Origin of the sequence: Paracoccus sp. P2, assembly GCF_046335115.1 — a bacterium.
Taxonomy (GTDB): Bacteria; Pseudomonadota; Alphaproteobacteria; order Rhodobacterales; family Rhodobacteraceae; genus Paracoccus; species Paracoccus pantotrophus.
Genome location: NZ_JBGOSN010000005.1, coordinates 60,724 through 76,909 on the forward strand (window position 1 = coordinate 60,724; position 16,186 = coordinate 76,909).

A 16,186-nucleotide genomic window follows, 5' to 3' on the forward strand; every position below is an offset into this window, starting at 1 on the left:
AGGCCGGGGTGCGGCATTCGCGCCATCTGCAGGGAAACCCTGGGATGCGGATGGCGATGCCGGTCAAATTTCCTCTTGCCCCCTGGCGCCTGCTGCCGGCGTTGCTGGCGCTGGTGCTGCTGATTCTGCCGGCGGGGGCCGAGCCGCCGGCCGCCCCCGACGCGATGCTGGCCCAGGCGCTGTTCGACGCCGAGGGGCCGGTGGTGCTGGACCGCCGCGAAACCCCGGCGCCGGGCTGGCGCGTCAGCCGCGACGGCCAGGCGTTGGGCATGATCGGCTCGACCTGGGAGATCGCGGCGACCACCGGCTATTCCGGCAAGCCGCTGGACGTGCTGGTCGCCGTCACGCCGCAAGGGGTCATCGCCGGGGCCAGGCTGGTGCGCCAGACCGAGCCGGTGCTGAGCCTGGGCATTTCCGAGGCGCATATCGCCGCCTATGTGGACGGCTTTCGCGGCGTCGATCTGTCGCAGGGCGAAGCACGGGGCCGGGCGCTGCCGGACGCGATCTCCCGCGCCACGGTCTCGACCGGGGTGATTCGCGACGGCATCCTGCGCAGCGGCCGGGTGCTGGCCCAGGCGCAGGGGCTGGGCGGCGGCGGCATCGACCGCGTCGGCTACCGCCCCGCGACCTGGGCCGAACTGCTGGCCGAGGGGGCCTTCGGCCATGCCTCGATCTCGATGGCCGAGGCGGCGCGGGCCTTTGCCGACGCCAAGGTGGCCATCGAGCCCTCGGATGCGCCCTTCCTGGACCTTTATGCCGGGCTGATCGACCCGCCAACCGTCGGGCGCAACCTGCTGGGCGCGCGGGACTTCACCGCCGTCGCGGGCGCCCTGCAACCCGGCCAGGCGCTGGTCGCGGTGCTGTCGCGCGGGCTTTACAGTCCGCGCGGCGCGGATTGGCGCCGCTCGGGCCGCTTCGAGCGCATCGGTTTCGAACAGGGCGCGCTGCGGATCGAGCCGCAGGACGGCGATTTCGTCATGGTCGAGAAGCTGGCGCTGCCCGACGCGCCGGCCTTCAGGGAAATAAGCCTGTTCCGGCTGAACATCGACCCGGCTGCTGGCGGCATCGATCCGCGCCGGCCCTTCGACCTGGTGGTGACGGCAACCCGGCCGCTGGCGGCGGGGGGCGCGGGGGCGTTGCCCATCCGCGCCACCATCCGCCTGCCCGCGGCCTATACCGTCGCCGACGCCCCCGCCGTCCCGCTGTGGCAGGAGTTCTGGCTGAAAAAGATCCCCGGCATCGCCGTGGTCGGCGCCATGCTGTTCGTGCTGGCGCTGATCCTGTTCGGGCAAGAGGCGCTGGTGCGCCGGCCGCGGCTGTGGCGCCGTGTGCGGCTGGGCTTTCTGGCCACGACGCTGGTGGTGCTGGGCTGGGGGCTGAACGGCCAGCTTTCGGTGGTGCAGGTGGTGGCCTTCCTGAACGCGCTGCTGTCCGGCTTTCGCTGGGAAACCTTTCTGATCGAGCCGATCATCTTCCTGATCTGGTCCGCCGTGGCGCTGGGGCTGCTGTTCTGGGGCCGCGGCGTGTTCTGCGGCTGGCTGTGCCCCTTCGGCGCGCTGCAAGAGCTGATGAACGCTGCCGCCCAGCGGCTGGGGGTGCGGCAGATCGCCGTGCCGCAGGCCCTGCACGAACGGCTTTGGGTGATCAAGTACACGCTGTTCGTCGCCATCGTGGCGCTGAGCTTTTACAGCATGGAGCAGGCGCTGATCCTGGCAGAGGCCGAGCCGTTCAAGACCGCGATCTCGATGCGCTTCCTGCGTGCCTGGCCCTTCGTGCTCTTCGCGCTTGCGGTGCTGGCGGGCGGGCTGTTCATCGAGCGGTTCTATTGCCGCTATCTCTGCCCGCTGGGGGCGGGGCTGGCGATCCCGGCCAAGCTGAAGATCTTCGACTGGCTCAAGCGCCGCCCGCAATGCGGCCGCGAATGCCGGCTGTGCGAGACGAAATGCACCGTCGGCGCCATCGACCCGCTGGGCCGGATCAACCCGAACGAATGCGTGCTGTGCCTGCGCTGCCAGGTGGTGATGAACGACCCCGGCACCTGCCCGGTGCTGAAACGCCGCGCCCGCAGCGCCGCCGCCCCGACCGGAGAAGCGCCATGAACCGCCGCCGTTTCCTGCTGCTGACCGCCTGCGCCGCGCTGCCCGGCATGGCGAAGGCCGCGCCCGAGGAATGGCAGGGCCGCGCCATGGGTGCCGATGTCGCCCTGCGGCTGCACGGGGCAAGCCCGGCGCAGGCCCGCGGCTTCTTCGCCGAGGCGGCGCGGCTGCTGGCCCATGTCGAAAACCTGTTCTCGCTGCATCGCGATTCCGATTTGGCGCGGCTGAACCGCGACGGGCGGCTGCGCTTTCCCGCTGCCGGGATGGTGGAACTGCTGGCCCTGTCAGACCGGCTGCACCGTGCCACCGGCGGCGCCTTCGACCCGACCGTGCAGCCGCTGTGGCTGGCGCGGGCGCGGGGCGGGGACGAGGCCGCGGCCCGCGCCCTGGCCGGCTGGGATGCGGTCGCCTGGTCGCGGTCCGAGGTGCGGCTGGCCCGCCCCGGCATGGCGCTGACCTTCAACGGCCTTGCCCAGGGCTGGGCCGCCGACCGGCTGGCCGAGGCGGCCGCGCGCCACGACCTGACCGACCTTCTGATCGACGCGGGCGAGATCCGGGCGCTGGGACCGCGGGGCTGGCGCGTGGGACTGGCCGATGCCGCGGGGCACGAGCATCGCCGCATCCGGCTGGACGGTCGGGCGCTGGCGACCTCGTCGCCCGGCGCCACGCTGATCGGGCCGCGCGGCCTGCCGCATATCCTGTCGCCGGATGGCGGGGCGGCACCGCTTTGGGACACGATCTCGGTCAGCGCAGACAGCGCGGCCATGGCCGACGGGCTTTCCACCGCGCTTTGCCTGATGCCGCCCCAGGCCGCCTGCGCCGCGCTGGCGCGTTTGCCGGGCTGCCGGATCGAGCTGGCGATCGCCGCGCCGGGGGCGGAATTTCCCGGTAAAACCCCAAGCTTTTGCCTCGCTTGACTTTCATCAATGAGCGACTCGCGCTTGCCGGACAGTGAGGTCACATCGGAAACAACAAATAGGGGACCCGCGTCATGAGCGACATCATGACCAAGAACATGGCCCGGAACGTCTTCTACGGCGGGTCCATATTCTTCATCCTGATCTTTGGCGCATTAACCGTACACAGCCATATCTATGCCCGCACCAAGGCCGTGGATGAAAGCCAGCTTACCCCTTCGGTCGTCGAGGGCAAGCATGTCTGGGAACGCAACGCCTGCATCGACTGCCATACCCTGCTGGGCGAGGGCGCCTATTTCGCCCCCGAACTGGGCAATGTCATGAAACGCTGGGGCGTGCAGGACGATCCCGAAACCGCCGTCGAGACGCTGAAGGGCTGGATGGAATCCATGCCCACCGGCATCGAGGGCCGCCGCCAGATGCCCCGCTTCGAACTGACGGACGAGGAATTCCGGGCGCTGAGCGATTTCCTGCTGTGGACAGGCACGATCAACACCCAGAACTGGCCGCCGAACGACGCGGGCTGAGGGGGAAACAGAGATGAGATACCATTCACAACGCATCGCCTATGCCTATTTCCTGGTGGCCATGGTGCTTTTCGCCGTGCAGGTCACGCTCGGCCTGATCATGGGCTGGATTTATGTCAGCCCGAATTTCCTGTCCGAGCTCTTGCCCTTCAACATCGCCCGGATGCTGCATACCAACAGCCTGGTGGTCTGGCTGCTCCTGGGCTTTTTCGGCGCCACCTATTACATCCTGCCCGAGGAGGCCGAGCGCGAGATCCATTCGCCGCTCTTGGCCTGGATCCAGCTGGGCATTTTCGTGCTCGGCACGGCGGGCGTGGTCGTGACCTATCTGTTCGACCTGTTCCACGGCCACTGGCTGCTGGGCAAGGAGGGGCGCGAGTTCCTGGAACAGCCGAAATGGGTCAAGCTCGGCATCGCCGTCGCCGCGGTGATCTTCATGTACAATGTCAGCATGACCGCGCTGAAGGGCCGGCGCACGGCGGTCACGAACGTGCTGCTGATGGGCCTGTGGGGGCTGGTGCTGCTGTGGCTCTTTGCCTTCTACAACCCGGCGAACCTGGTGCTGGACAAGCAATACTGGTGGTGGGTCATCCACCTGTGGGTCGAGGGCGTGTGGGAGCTGATCATGGCCGCCATCCTCGCCTTCCTGATGCTCAAGCTGACCGGCGTGGACCGCGAGGTGGTCGAGAAATGGCTTTACGTCATCGTCGCCACGGCGCTGTTCTCGGGCATCCTGGGCACCGGGCACCACTACTATTGGATCGGCCTGCCGGCTTACTGGCAGTGGATCGGCTCGATCTTCTCGAGCTTCGAGATCGTGCCCTTCTTCGCCATGATGTCATTCGCCTTCGTCATGGTCTGGAAGGGCCGGCGCGACCATCCCAACAAGGCCGCGCTGGTCTGGAGCCTGGGCTGCACCGTGCTGGCCTTCTTCGGCGCCGGGGTCTGGGGTTTCCTGCACACGCTGCACGGGGTGAACTACTATACCCACGGCACGCAGATCACCGCCGCGCATGGCCACCTGGCCTTCTATGGCGCCTATGTCTGCCTGGTGCTGGCGCTGGTGACCTATTGCATGCCGCTGATGAAGAACCGCGACCCCTACAACCAGGTGCTGAACATGGCCTCGTTCTGGCTGATGTCCTCGGGCATGGTGTTCATGACGGTGACGCTGACCTTTGCCGGCACGGTGCAGACCCATCTGCAGCGCGTCGAGGGCGGGTTCTTCATGGACGTGCAGGACGGGCTGGCGCTGTTCTACTGGATGCGTTTCGGCTCGGGCGTCGCCGTGGTGCTGGGGGCGCTGCTGTTCATCTATGCGGTGCTGTTCCCGCGCCGCGAGGTGGTCACAGCCGGCCCGGTGCAGGCGCACAAGGACGGCCATCTGGAGGCTGCGGAGTAAGCCATGAACGCGCATGTGAAAACCGAACGGAACGGGGCGGCCAACGCCCCCTTCTACCTGCCGCAGGGCGACGAGGTCGCGGTCTTCGAGGCCGCCGCCGCGAACGACCTGCCGGTGCTGCTGAAAGGCCCGACGGGCTGCGGCAAGACCCGCTTCGTCGCCCATATGGCGGCGCGGCTGGGCCGGCCGCTTTATACCGTGGCCTGCCATGACGACCTGTCGGCGGCCGACCTGATCGGGCGCTACCTGCTCAAGGGCGGCGAGACGGTCTGGACCGACGGCCCGCTGACCCGCGCCGTGCGCGAGGGCGCGATCTGCTATCTCGACGAGGTGGTCGAGGCGCGCAAGGATGTGACCGTGGTGCTGCACCCGCTGACCGACGACCGCCGCATCCTGCCCATCGACCGCACCGGCGAGGAAATCGAGGCGGCGCCCGGCTTCATGCTGGTCGCCTCCTACAACCCCGGCTATCAGAACATCCTGAAAACGCTGAAGCCTTCGACGCGGCAGCGTTTCGTGGCCATGGAGTTCGACTTTCCCGAACCCCGGCACGAGACCGAGATCGTTTCCCGCGAAAGCGGGCTCGACCGCGACCGCACCCTGGGGCTGGTGCGGCTGGCGGGCAAGATCCGCGGCCTCAAGGGCCAGGATCTGGAGGAGGGGGTCTCGACCCGGCTGGTGGTCTATGCCGCCAGCCTGGTCGCGCGGGGCATGTCCATCGACCGCGCCATCGAGGCGGCGATGATCGAACCCCTGACCGACGATGCCGAGGTCAAGCGCGGCTTGCGCGACCTGGCCGCGGCGATCTTCGGTTAAGGGAGGACGCCATGGGCCTGGATCTGGAACCCTGGGAGCCCGAGGAAACCGTCGGCAAGATCTGGCACGCCTGGGCCAGCAGCTTCGGCGCGCCGCAGGAATTCGAGGATCAGGCGGTGGCGCTGTCCGAGGTCTCGGGGCGGCTCGCGGTGCTGTTCCGGGCCCTGGGCGGCGGCGCGGGGGTCGAGATCCGGCCCGCCGCCGCCCAGGCATCGCATCATCGCATCGGCTGGCTGCGCCGGCTGGGCACCCCGGCCGAGATGGTGCCGCGCGCCAGTTTCGACGGCGAGATCCTGCGTCTGCCCGAACGGCTGGCGGCCTTGCCTTCGCGTCAGGCGAACGGGGCACTTTACCTGTGGCTGGCGGCCTGCGCGGCGCATGGCGCCCTGGCTGCGCCGCAGGACGATCCGCTGCGTTGCGACCTGATGCGGCTGGGCGCCGCCCGCCGCGCCGTGGCCGCGACGCTGGAGGATGCGCCGGGCCTGGCCGGGCTTTACGGCGACCTGGCGGCGCTGGTGCTGTCCCTGCGCCCCATCGCGCCGCTGCCCCCGGCCGAGGCGGTGGTCGAGACGCTGGCGCGGCACCTGCTGGGCGATCCGGCCCCCCTGCCGCCCCTGGCCCGCGACTGGCTGCCGATGCTGGACGATCCGCAGGTCAAGGCGCCGCGCGATTATTGCCCGATGCGGCCGGTGCCGCTTTGGCCCGACCTGGCCCTGCCCGAGACGACGCTGGCCGCCGCGCCGGGCGACGCGCCCGACGGCATCGCCGCCGACCCGGCCAGCGCGCGCATGTTCCGCGCCCGCCGCCGGCAGAGCGACCAGCCGCAGCGCCGCGACAGCCTGATCCTGCACAAGTTCGAGGCCCTGCTGAGCTGGGCCGACCTGATGAACCTCAACCGGCATGTCGACGATGACGATCAGGACGATGCGAAGAAGGCGGCCGAGGACCAGGAAGAACTGGGCCTTGGCCAGGTGTCCAAGGCACCGGCGACGCGCCTGCGCCTGCATCTCGATCTTGCGCCCGAGGATGCGGATCTTGAGGCGGTCGCCGGCATTCGCACCTATCCCGAATGGGATGCGCGGCGCGGCCGCTATCTTGCCCATCATGTGCGCGTGCTGGAAAACCGTGCGCCCGAGCATGACGAGGCGCTGACCCCGGATCCCCGCGCGCAAACCCGCATTCGCGCCGTGCGCCGCCAGTTCGAGGCGCTGCGCCCCGGTCGCCTCATCACCACCGGCCACCGCGACGGGGACGAGCTGGATGCCGAACTGACCGTCCGCGCCGCCGCCGACCTGCGCGCCACCGGCCAGGGCAGCGACCGCATCTGGCGCCAGTCCCGGCCCTTGGCGCGCAACCTTGCGGTGTCGATCCTGCTCGACGTGTCGCGTTCGACCGAAAGCGCGGTGACGGGCCGCGCGGTGATTGAGATCGAGCGCGAGGCGCTGGCGGCGCTGGCCTGGGGGCTGGACGCCTGCGGGGACCGCTTCGCGATCAACGCCTTTTCCTCGCTGAAACGCGACCGGGTGTTCCTCAGCGCCTGCAAGGATTTCGACGAGCCGATGGGCACGGCGATCGAGCAGCGCATCGCCGGGCTGCGGCCGCGCTTCTATACAAGGCTGGGCGCCGGCATCCGCCATGCCTCGGCCGGGCTGGCAGAGCAGGCCAGCAGCCGGCGGCTTTTGCTGGTCATCACCGACGGCAAGCCCAACGATCTCGACCATTACGAGGGCCGCCACGGCATCGAGGACAGCGCCATGGCGGTGCGCGAGGCGCGCCGCGCCGGCCATGCCGTGCATGGCATCACCGTGGACCGCGACGCGAAAAGCTGGTTTCCCCGCATTTTCGGCCAGGGCGGCTTTTCGCTGATCCCGCATCCCGACCGGCTGCTGGCGGCGCTGCCGGTGATCTATCGGCAACTGGTGGCGTGATGCGGGTCCAGGATCTGCCGGGCGAGCCGATCATGTGGGTGCTGATCGCATCCGAATTGCTGGTCTTTGCCGCCGGCATCACCGCCATGGCCGCGGTGCGGCTGACCGACCCGGCCGGCTTTGCCGCGGCGCAGGCGCAGCTGCACGGCTGGATGGCGGCGCTGAACACGGCGATCCTGGTTACTTCCGGCTTCTGCGCCGCCCTGGCCGAGCGCGCCTGCCACCGCGGCGACGGCCGCCGCGCCCGCATCGGGCTGGCGCTGGCGGCGCTGGGGGGCGCGGGTTTCCTGGCGGTGAAGGCGGTGGAATATGCCGGCGACCTGCGCGCGGGCCTGGGGATGGAAAGCCACCCGTTCTTCACCTTCTATTACCTGCTGACCGGCTTTCACGCGGCGCATGTGCTGTTCGGCATCGGCGTGCTGGCGCTGGTGGCGATCCGGCTGCGTGCCGAGGAGGTGCAGGCCGGCGCCGCCTTCTGGCACATGGTCGACCTGGTCTGGGTGCTGATCCTGCCGCCGGTCTATCTGCTGGGCTAGGGGATGGAATTGACCCGCATCTGGCTGATCCTGCTGGCGCTGACCGTCGCCACCACGGCGCTGGCCTTCGTGCCAGGCCCCGCCGCGGCTGTGGCGCTGCTGGCGGTGGCCTTTCTCAAGGCCCGCGCGATCCTGGGCGGCTTCCTGCATCTCGGCCGGGGCTCGGGCTGGCGCGCGGCCTTTACCGTGCCGCTGGCAATCTGGCTGGCGCTGATCTGGGGGCTGCACGTCATATGACGGCCCCGCCGGTCAGCGACCCGGTTCGTCCCGGTCCTGCGGCGGATGGCCATGCGCCAGGTTGACCAGCTGGGTCTGGCTGTTGACCCCGGTCTTGACGAACAGCGCCTTTTGCTGGGTTCGCACCGTCTCGTGCGACAGGCCGGCCGCCGCGGCGATCTGCCTGAGGTTGAAGCCGCGCAGCAAGCCGCCCAACACCCTGCCTTCCGCGGCGGTCAGGTCATGGGCAAGGCGCAGCCGGTCGCGCTTTTGTTCAAGGTCGAACCCGTGCAGCCCCGGATCGACGACCAGCATGACGCAGGGGCCAAGCAGCAGTTCCGACAATTCGTCGCGGTTGATCCGCACCATGGTGATCGTGGCCTGGGCCGTCCTGAACTCGGCCCGCTTCCGCGCGGCGGAGTTGCGCGACAGCATCTCTCCCAGGCAGTCGTCGGCGGTCTGATCGACCAGCCCGACCGTGCCAAAGGGCGATTGCCGGACCGCCCGCCAGATCCGATCCGAGAGCTGCGCGGCCGGCGAAACCGGCAGCATCCTGCGGTTCGCGTCGACGATCAGCACGCCAAGATCCAGCGACCGCGACAGCGCCGCCGGCAGTTCGGCCAGCGCGCCCAGCCCCGAGCCGCGGCGGCACCAGGCTACCGCCCGCTGCAGATGCCCGGAAATCCTGTTGAAGCTCTGCGACCAGGCTTCGATTAGCGCGGACTGGCCCAGCGGGGCCATGATGGTCAGCGTCGTCGCGCAGGAGCCGCGCATGTCGATCAGCAGCCCTGCCGCCGTGTCGAGCCTCAGGGGCCGCAGGAAGCCGTCATGGAACTCGGTGCGCAGCAGCTCTTCATGCGGAACCAGGTGATGTGCCGGCATGGATTGACGCGTGGGCGCGCGCATCGCCCGTTCCATCCACGGATTGCGCAGCGCATAATAGTCGCCGTAATCCGCGATGGCCCGCTCGGGCATATGGTTGTGGATGAAGGCGCAACCGCCTTCCATGCCCTGATGGAACAGCCCCGCGATTCCGCCCGGCGTTTCGCGCTCGATCTCGGCCAGGAAGTCCTGCCAGCTCCGCTCGCCCAGCAGGATCGCATAGATCAGGTCGATCAGCCGTTCCTCATGCCGTTCATGGATCGCCCGAATACCGCTCATACTGATAACCCCTCGGTTCGAGGTTATTTTCGGATCCCAGCGTGTCAAGCGCCGATACGGGGCAAGGCTATGGTTGTGGCTGCATTTTCGACGACGGCGCGCCGCGGCGGGCAGGCGCGCCGCGCCCCGCAGGCTACGCGGGGCAGCTGCTCATCCAGCCGTCCGGCGCATAGGCATAGGACTGGTTGGCGGTCTGCCGCGCCTCGGCGGCAAGGTGGCGGGTATTCTGCAAGGCGGTCTGGATGTCGGCGCTGCATTCGGCGTCCCCGGCCGCCCTTGCCTCGGCCAGGCAGGTCTCCAGCGTGGCGATTCCCCTGTTCGCGCCGCACCACGCCATCTTGGCCGAGACATGGACCGAGCTTCCGCCTTGCGCGCCCAGGGCGATCAGCCGGTCGGAATAGTCGCTGAGCCGGCCGCTTGCCGCGCGGCATTGCGGCCGCTGTTCGCATTTCCCGGTGCCGGGCCTGGGCGCCCCCGCCGAGGCCGCGCCCGGGGACGATGCGGGCGCCTTCAGCGTGGCGGTCGCGCCTTGGATCGGCGATCCCGTGGCGGCAGGCGCGGCTTCGGCCGCCGAACGCCGCATGGCGGCGTCGTTCAGGCTGGCGGTCGCGACCTGGAGCCCGGCGTCGCGATAGGCGTCCCCGCCGAAGGCCGCCGCCAGCAGGCCCACGGCCGCGGTCATCTCGCTCTGGTTCACCTGGTCGGCGGTCGCGGGGTCCAGCCCGGACGTGTCGCAGGCCGACAGCAGCATCAATGGCAACAAGGCGCTGGCAAAAACTAGGCTGCGGTGCATTTCAACCTCTCCATGAAAAGCAATGCAGCATGGCTATCGCGCAACCGCCCGCGCCGGCTTCACCCGATCGGGTGAAGCCGGCGCGGGCGGTTGCGCGATAGCCATGCTGCATTGCTTTTCATGGAGAGGTTGAAATGCACCGCAGCCTAGTTTTTGCCAGCGCCTTGTTGCCATTGATGCTGCTGTCGGCCTGCGACACGTCCGGGCTGGACCCCGCGACCGCCGACCAGGTGAACCAGAGCGAGATGACCGCGGCCGTGGGCCTGCTGGCGGCGGCCNGTCGGCCTCGACCTCGACGCCATGCTGGCGCAGCCGGGCGAAGGCGCGCGACAGGCTTTCGGGCTGCATGCCCAGATGTCCGGCGATAAGGCGCTTGTTATAGGGCAGCCGGACCTCGGTCGGGCCGGCCACGGCATCGGACAGGTCGGCCAGGAACTGCGCCACCCGCTGCACCCCGGTATGGGCCTTGAGCTTTTCGATCTGGTCCACCAGCCCCTGCAGATGCACGAAGGTCGAGGCAAGCAGGCCGATGGCGAATTCCTGGTTCTCCAGCAAAAGCTGGCGCAGCCGGGCCCCGTCGATTTGCAGCACCGTGCAGTCCGACACCGCCTCGGCCGAGACGGGATAGGGCGTGCCGCGCAGCGCCATCGCCTCGGCAAAGCTGCGGTTGCGGCCCAGGATCGCCACCACCGCCTCGGACCCGCCGGGGGTCAGCCGCGACAGCTTGATGAAGCCGTTCAGCACGATGAACACCGCCCGCGCCGGATCGCCTTGCAGGAAGATGGTCTCGCCCTCGCGATAGCTGCGCCGCTGGGCGTCCTTCAGCAGCTTGTCGCGCACTTCGGGGGCCAGCCCGTTCAGCAGAACGGATTTCTTCACCGCCTCGGGCAGGGGGGCGTTCATCGCAGCCTCATCCTTGGTTTCGCGCGGGTCCGAGTGTGGCACGAGCGGCGGGCGAGGGAAAGACCGTGCGTTCCACTCGGCATTCCGGGGCCATCAGGGCGACAGCCAATGCGCGCGCAAGGCGAAATCGTGGTCCAGCAGCACCAGGTCGGCCGGGCGGCCGGGGGCCAGCGTGCCATGGCGGTCCTGCAAGCCCAGCAAAGCGGCGGGGATGGCCGAGGCCATGCGCAAGGCCCGTTCGGGCGCGATGCCGACCTGGCCGACCAGCACGGCGATGGCCTGCGGCAGGGTCAGGTCGGCCCCGGCCAGCGTGCCGTCCGCCAGCGTCAGCCGCCCGTCATGGCGCAGCACCTTGCGGCCGCCCAGTTCCATCTCGGTCAGTCCGGTGCCGGCGAAGGCCATGCAGTCGCTGACCAGGAAGATGCCATCGAGCCGCGCCCCCAGCGCCAGCCGCATCACCGCCGGATGCACGTGGATGCCGTCGGCGATCAGACCCGCCGCCGCCTCGCCGGCCAGCACCGCGCCCACCAGCCCCGGCGCGCGGTTGCCGATCTGGCTCATGGCGTTGAACAGATGCGTGGCGCAGCGGGCGCCGGCGGCAAAGGCGGCCTGCGCCTGTTCGAAACTGCAATCGCTGTGGCCCAGGCTGACCACGGCGCCGGCCCCGGCAAGGGCGGCGATCTGCTGCGGGCTGGCCGCCTCGGGGGCCAGCGTCACCATCAGCGCCGGCAGTCGGCGGGCGGCGTCGCAAAGCCGCGCCAGATCCTCGTCCGTCATCGGCCGGATCAAAGCCGGATCATGCGCGCCCTTGCGACGCGGGTCCAGATGCGGCCCCTCCAGATGCAGGCCCAGAAAGCCCGGCACCCCTGCCTCGGCCGCGGCGATCCCCAGCGCGATGACATGGGCGGTGGCCGCTGGCGTATCGGTGATCAGCGTCGGCAGCACGCCCGCCGTGCCAAGCGCGCGATGCGCGGCGCAGATCCGGCGCAGCCCGTCCAGATCGGTCGTGCCGTCCAGCATCAGCCCGCCGCCGCCGTTCACCTGCAGGTCCAGGAAGGCCGGAGCCAGGATGCCCGACACCGCCCGCCGCCCCTCGGCCGGGGCCTCGGGCTCGGGCAGGATGGCGGCGATCTTGCCCGCCTCGATCACCAGCGCATGGCCGTCGAGGAAATGCGCGCCGTCGAAGATCCGCGCGCCGGTCAGAACCTCGCGCGCCATCACACCGTCTCCGTCACCTTGCGCAGATGCGGCGGCGTGTCGGGGTCGAAGCCGCGCCGCCGCGCCAGCCCCTCGATGAAGGCGTAGAAGCCGGCGATGGTCACCAGCGGCGCCACCAGCGGATGCAGGCCGGGGACCGAGGGCAGGGTGACGGCGCCCCCGACCTCGGTGCCGGTGACGAACACATCCGCGCCCTGCGCCGCCAGCCGCTCGGCCGTGGCCTTGAGCTGGGGCAGGGCGGCGTCCTCGATCCCCAGCGCCAGCACCGGGAAGCCGGCCTGCACGATGGCGGCCGGGCCGTGCAGCACCTCGGCGGCCGAATAGGCTTCGGCATGGATGCCCGAGGTTTCCTTGAACTTCAGCGCCGATTCGCAGGCGATGGCGAAGCTGGGGCCGCGGCCCAGCACGAAGGCCGAGCTGGCCCGCGCCAGCCGCGCCGACAAGGGCGACCAGTCCAGCCCCACGGCCTGCCCGAACGCCTCGGGCAGGGCGGCGACGGCATCCTGCAAGGCGTGATCCTCGCGCCATTCCGCCAAGAGCGACAGGCCGGCCAGCACCGAGCAGACGAAGGTCTTGGTGGCGGCGACACTTTTCTCCTCGCCCGCCTGAAGGGGCAGGCAATGGGCCGAGACCTGCGCCATCGGGCTGTCCTCGACATTGGTGATGGCGATGGACAGCGCCCCCCCTTGCCCCGAGGCGCGCATCATCTCGACCCCGTCTGGGCTGCGGCCGGATTGCGAGATGCCGATGCAGGCCGCCTTGCCCAGCCGCAGGGGCCGGCGATAGATCGAGGCGATGGAGGGGCCGACCGAGGCGACCGGCACCCCGGCCTCCAGCTCGATGGCGTATTTCAGATAGGTCGCGGCATGGTCCGAGGATCCCCGCGCCACCGTCACCACCAGGTCGGGATCCTTGCGGCGCAGGGCGCTGGCGGCGTCCGCCACCGCATCGCGCGAGCGTTCCAGGAATCGGGCGGCGGCTTCGGGGATCTCGGCCACTTCGCGCGCCATATGCGTCTGGCTCATCACGGGTTCCTTTCGCCTTCCGGGGCAAGTTTCAGTTCCACGGCGAAGTCATAGGCATCGCCGCGATAGAGCGAGCGGGTGAACTCGACCACCTTGCCCGAGGGCAGGTAGGAGATGCGTTCGATCCTGAGCCCGGCCACGCCGGGGCTGACGCCCAAGAGTTCGGCGTCCTTGGCGTTCAGGTTCGCGGCCGAGATGCGCTGCACCGCCCGCACCGGCCGCAGCCCGCGATCCTGCAGCACCGCGTAAAGCGAATCGGTGACGCCTTCGGGATCGGGCAGGATCGCCTGCGACAGCGAGGCGCGCTCGATGGCCAGCGGCACCCCGTCCGAGCTGCGCACCCGTTCCAGCCGCGCCACCTTCTCGCCGACGCCCAGTCCCAGCGCCATCACCTCTTCGGGCGCCGGGGCGTGCAACCCGCGGGCGATCCAGCGGCTTTCGACGCTGCGGCCGCGCCGGGCCATGTCCTCGGTGAAGGAGGTCAGAAGCGACAGCGCCTGCTCCAGCTTCTCGACTTTCGGCGCCACGAAGGTGCCCGAGCCGCGCTTCTGCACCAGCTGCCCCGAGGCGACCAGCTCCGCCACCCCCTTGCGCACGGTGACGCGCGACAGGCCGGTCATCGCCGCCAGCTCGCGCTCGGACGGCAGGCTGTCGCCGGGTTGCAGCCGCCCCGAGGCGATGGCCTCGGCGATCAGCCGGTGCAGTTGCAGGTAAAGCGGCCCGCCGCCGGTTTCCTCGAAGGCCTCGGGGGTGAACAGCTCGCCCATCACGCCTCCTGCCGGGCCAGATGCAGTGCCCCGTCGAGGCCCGAGCCCCTGGGCGGCTGGATGGGCCACAGCCCCTGCAGCCGGGCGGCGTAATGCGGGCCGAGCCCGCCCAGGAACACCACCGGCAGGTCGCGGCCGGCTTGCAGCCTGTCGATCATGGCGCGGATCTCGGCCACGGCCGCGGCAAAGATGCGCTCGCCCGCCGGGTCGGTGCCGGCAATGATGCGCGGCGCGAATTGCGCGAATTCGGCCGGCCGGGCGCGGAAGCCGAAGGAGATCACCCCCTCGATCCCGCCCAGCTCGTCCAGCACGGCTTGCAGCAGCGGGGTCATCGGCGCGAAGCCGTCCTCGGCGCGCAGGGCCTCGGCCAGCAGCGCCCGGCCCAGCACCGCGCCGCTGCCCTCGTCGCCCAGGACGAAGCCGCGCCCGCCATATTGCCGCATCGCGCCGCCGATCTGCACCGCGAAGACCGAGCCGGTGCCCATGGCGGCGACGATGCCGTCCCCGCCCCCCAGCGCGCCGGTGGCGGCGGTCACCGCATCGGTGACGATGCGCGTGCGGCGAAAGGGCAGCATGGCCTGCAGGCTGCGGGCGGCGGCGGTGACATTGGCGCCGGCCAGGCCAAGCACGGCGGTCAGCTCGTCCAGATGGCCCTGTCCGGCGTCCTGAAGCGCGGCGCGGGCGGCGGCGAGGATGTTGGCGCAGGCCCCCTCGGTCTCGACCGAGATATTGGCCGGCCCGGCCGCGCCCTGGCCGATGATCCGGCCCGCGCCGTCCGCGATGGCAGCGCGGCAGCCGGTTCCCCCTCCGTCTATGCCCAGGAAATATGACATGGCGACTCCCTTTGGCTGCACGATACCAAAACAATACCAAAACGGAAGAGCTATTTTCGCAATCGCCACAAAATGCCAATTCTGGCGAATATTGAAGAAGGGTCTTTACAAGTGGTATTGTTTTGGCATTATCGATGGGACAGGGGGAATCACATGACCGCATCCGGCACCGAGGCAAGGCATCCGGCATCCGCAGGGCTTCACGCCCGTCCGGGCGGCGAGGTGCTGCGCGTCCTTCTGGAGGCGCAGGTCGCGGCGCTGGCTGCGTTGCAGCCCGCCTTGCCGGCGCTGGAACGCGCGGCCGAGGCCGCAGCAGGGGCGCTGCGCCGGGGCGGCAAGCTCGGCTATGCCGGGGCCGGTTCCTCGGGGCTGATGGCGCTGGCGGATTGCCTGGAACTGGCCGGCACCTTCGGCATCGCGCCGGAGCGCACGCCGATGATGTTCGCCGGCGGTACCGAGGCGCTTTTGCACCTGCAAGGCAGCGTCGAGGACGACCCGCGGCTTGCGCTGGCCGATCTGGACCGTTCGGGGCTAGCGGCGGGGGACGTGCTTCTGTGCCTCTCGGCCTCGGGGCGGACGCCCTATGCGCTGGCGATCTGCGCGGCGGCGCAGGAGCGGGGCGTGACCGTCGCCGGCCTTGCCAATGTGGCGGGCTCGGCCCTGCTGGAACGCGCCGATATCCCGGTGCTGATCGAGACCGGGGCCGAGGTGGTTTCGGGCTCGACCCGCATGGGGGCGGCCACGGCGCAGAAGGTGGCGCTGAACATGCTGTCGGTGCTGGTGGCGATCCGGCTGGGCCATGTCCATGACGGCTACATGGTCAATCTGGTGGCCGACAATATCAAGCTGGTGGACCGCGCCGCCCGCATCGTCGCCGCCGTGGCCGGGGTCGGGCGCGACGCGGCCGAGGCGGCGCTGTCGCATACCGGCGGCGCGGTCAAGCCCGCCATCCTGGTCGCGCGCGGCACGGCGCCCGACGCGGCCCGGGCGCGGCTGGCCGAAACCGGGGGCCTGCTGGCCCCGCTGATCTGATTGCAACCGGAGGGTC

16 protein-coding genes are annotated in these 16,186 nt (G+C 70.0%); 9 read left to right on the plus strand and 7 right to left on the minus strand.

The window, feature by feature from the left end; genetic code table 11:
• The first annotated feature begins 50 nt into the window (after positions 1–50).
• The 8 genes from ACDP63_RS04950 (at position 51) to ACDP63_RS04985 (ending at position 8,459) form a co-directional block, all read left to right on the plus strand.
• On the plus strand, positions 51–2,099 hold the full coding sequence (locus tag ACDP63_RS04950) for a NosR/NirI family protein (protein ID WP_024843008.1): 2,049 nt from the start codon (positions 51–53) through the stop codon (positions 2,097–2,099).
• Entirely contained in the window at positions 2,096–3,013 is a 918-nt protein-coding gene (locus ACDP63_RS04955) for an FAD:protein FMN transferase (protein ID WP_024843007.1), read from the plus strand. The genes ACDP63_RS04950 and ACDP63_RS04955 overlap by 4 nt, the downstream gene beginning before the upstream one ends.
• Positions 3,014–3,087: 74 nt before the next feature.
• Entirely contained in the window at positions 3,088–3,540 is a 453-nt protein-coding gene (locus ACDP63_RS04960; protein ID WP_024843006.1) for a c-type cytochrome, read from the plus strand.
• Between the two features lie 13 nt (positions 3,541–3,553).
• Complete coding sequence (locus ACDP63_RS04965; RefSeq protein ID WP_024843005.1) at positions 3,554–4,942, plus strand: cbb3-type cytochrome c oxidase subunit I; 1,389 nt, start codon at positions 3,554–3,556, stop codon at positions 4,940–4,942.
• A 3-nt stretch (positions 4,943–4,945) separates the two neighbouring features.
• Positions 4,946–5,758, plus strand: a complete 813-nt coding sequence (locus tag ACDP63_RS04970) for a CbbQ/NirQ/NorQ/GpvN family protein (protein WP_024843004.1) — start codon at positions 4,946–4,948, stop codon at positions 5,756–5,758.
• An 11-nt stretch (positions 5,759–5,769) separates the two neighbouring features.
• On the plus strand, positions 5,770–7,686 hold the full coding sequence (locus ACDP63_RS04975) for a nitric oxide reductase activation protein NorD (protein ID WP_024843003.1): 1,917 nt from the start codon (positions 5,770–5,772) through the stop codon (positions 7,684–7,686).
• Positions 7,686–8,222 (plus strand): cytochrome c oxidase subunit 3, encoded by a 537-nt coding sequence (locus ACDP63_RS04980; RefSeq protein WP_024843002.1) that lies wholly within the window; start codon positions 7,686–7,688, stop codon positions 8,220–8,222. The genes ACDP63_RS04975 and ACDP63_RS04980 overlap by 1 nt, the downstream gene beginning before the upstream one ends.
• A 3-nt stretch (positions 8,223–8,225) precedes the next feature.
• Positions 8,226–8,459 carry a cytochrome C oxidase subunit IV family protein gene (locus tag ACDP63_RS04985; RefSeq protein WP_024843001.1) on the plus strand — a complete coding sequence of 78 codons (234 nt, stop codon included), beginning with the start codon at positions 8,226–8,228 and terminating at the stop codon, positions 8,457–8,459.
• 12 nt (positions 8,460–8,471) lie between these two features.
• Here the strand turns inward: ACDP63_RS04985 and ACDP63_RS04990 are convergent, their stop codons facing one another.
• From ACDP63_RS04990 to ACDP63_RS05020, 7 genes are all read right to left on the minus strand, one after another.
• Positions 8,472–9,599 carry a helix-turn-helix transcriptional regulator gene (locus ACDP63_RS04990; protein ID WP_024843000.1) on the minus strand — a complete coding sequence of 376 codons (1,128 nt, stop codon included), beginning with the start codon at positions 9,597–9,599 and terminating at the stop codon, positions 8,472–8,474.
• Positions 9,600–9,732: 133 nt separating this feature from the next.
• On the minus strand, positions 9,733–10,392 hold the full coding sequence (locus ACDP63_RS04995) for a hypothetical protein (protein WP_409927843.1): 660 nt from the start codon (positions 10,390–10,392) through the stop codon (positions 9,733–9,735).
• 33 nt (positions 10,393–10,425) lie between these two features.
• Entirely contained in the window at positions 10,426–11,295 is an 870-nt protein-coding gene (locus ACDP63_RS05000; RefSeq protein ID WP_409927844.1) for a Crp/Fnr family transcriptional regulator, read from the minus strand.
• Between the two features lie 93 nt (positions 11,296–11,388).
• Positions 11,389–12,513, minus strand: coding sequence for an N-acetylglucosamine-6-phosphate deacetylase (gene nagA / locus ACDP63_RS05005; RefSeq protein ID WP_024842997.1), 1,125 nt, complete (start codon positions 12,511–12,513; stop codon positions 11,389–11,391).
• A complete protein-coding gene (locus ACDP63_RS05010) occupies positions 12,513–13,538 on the minus strand; it encodes an SIS domain-containing protein (RefSeq protein ID WP_024842996.1) in 1,026 nt (341 codons plus the stop codon). Before ACDP63_RS05010 ends, nagA begins: the two co-directional genes overlap by 1 nt.
• Positions 13,538–14,305 carry a GntR family transcriptional regulator gene (locus tag ACDP63_RS05015; protein ID WP_024842995.1) on the minus strand — a complete coding sequence of 256 codons (768 nt, stop codon included), beginning with the start codon at positions 14,303–14,305 and terminating at the stop codon, positions 13,538–13,540. The genes ACDP63_RS05010 and ACDP63_RS05015 overlap by 1 nt, the downstream gene beginning before the upstream one ends.
• Positions 14,305–15,138 carry a BadF/BadG/BcrA/BcrD ATPase family protein gene (locus ACDP63_RS05020; RefSeq protein ID WP_024842994.1) on the minus strand — a complete coding sequence of 278 codons (834 nt, stop codon included), beginning with the start codon at positions 15,136–15,138 and terminating at the stop codon, positions 14,305–14,307. The genes ACDP63_RS05015 and ACDP63_RS05020 overlap by 1 nt, the downstream gene beginning before the upstream one ends.
• 153 nt (positions 15,139–15,291) lie before the next feature.
• Between ACDP63_RS05020 and ACDP63_RS05025 the strand changes: the two genes are divergently transcribed.
• A complete protein-coding gene (locus ACDP63_RS05025) occupies positions 15,292–16,170 on the plus strand; it encodes an N-acetylmuramic acid 6-phosphate etherase (RefSeq protein ID WP_024842993.1) in 879 nt (292 codons plus the stop codon).
• Positions 16,171–16,186: the final 16 nt, after the last annotated feature.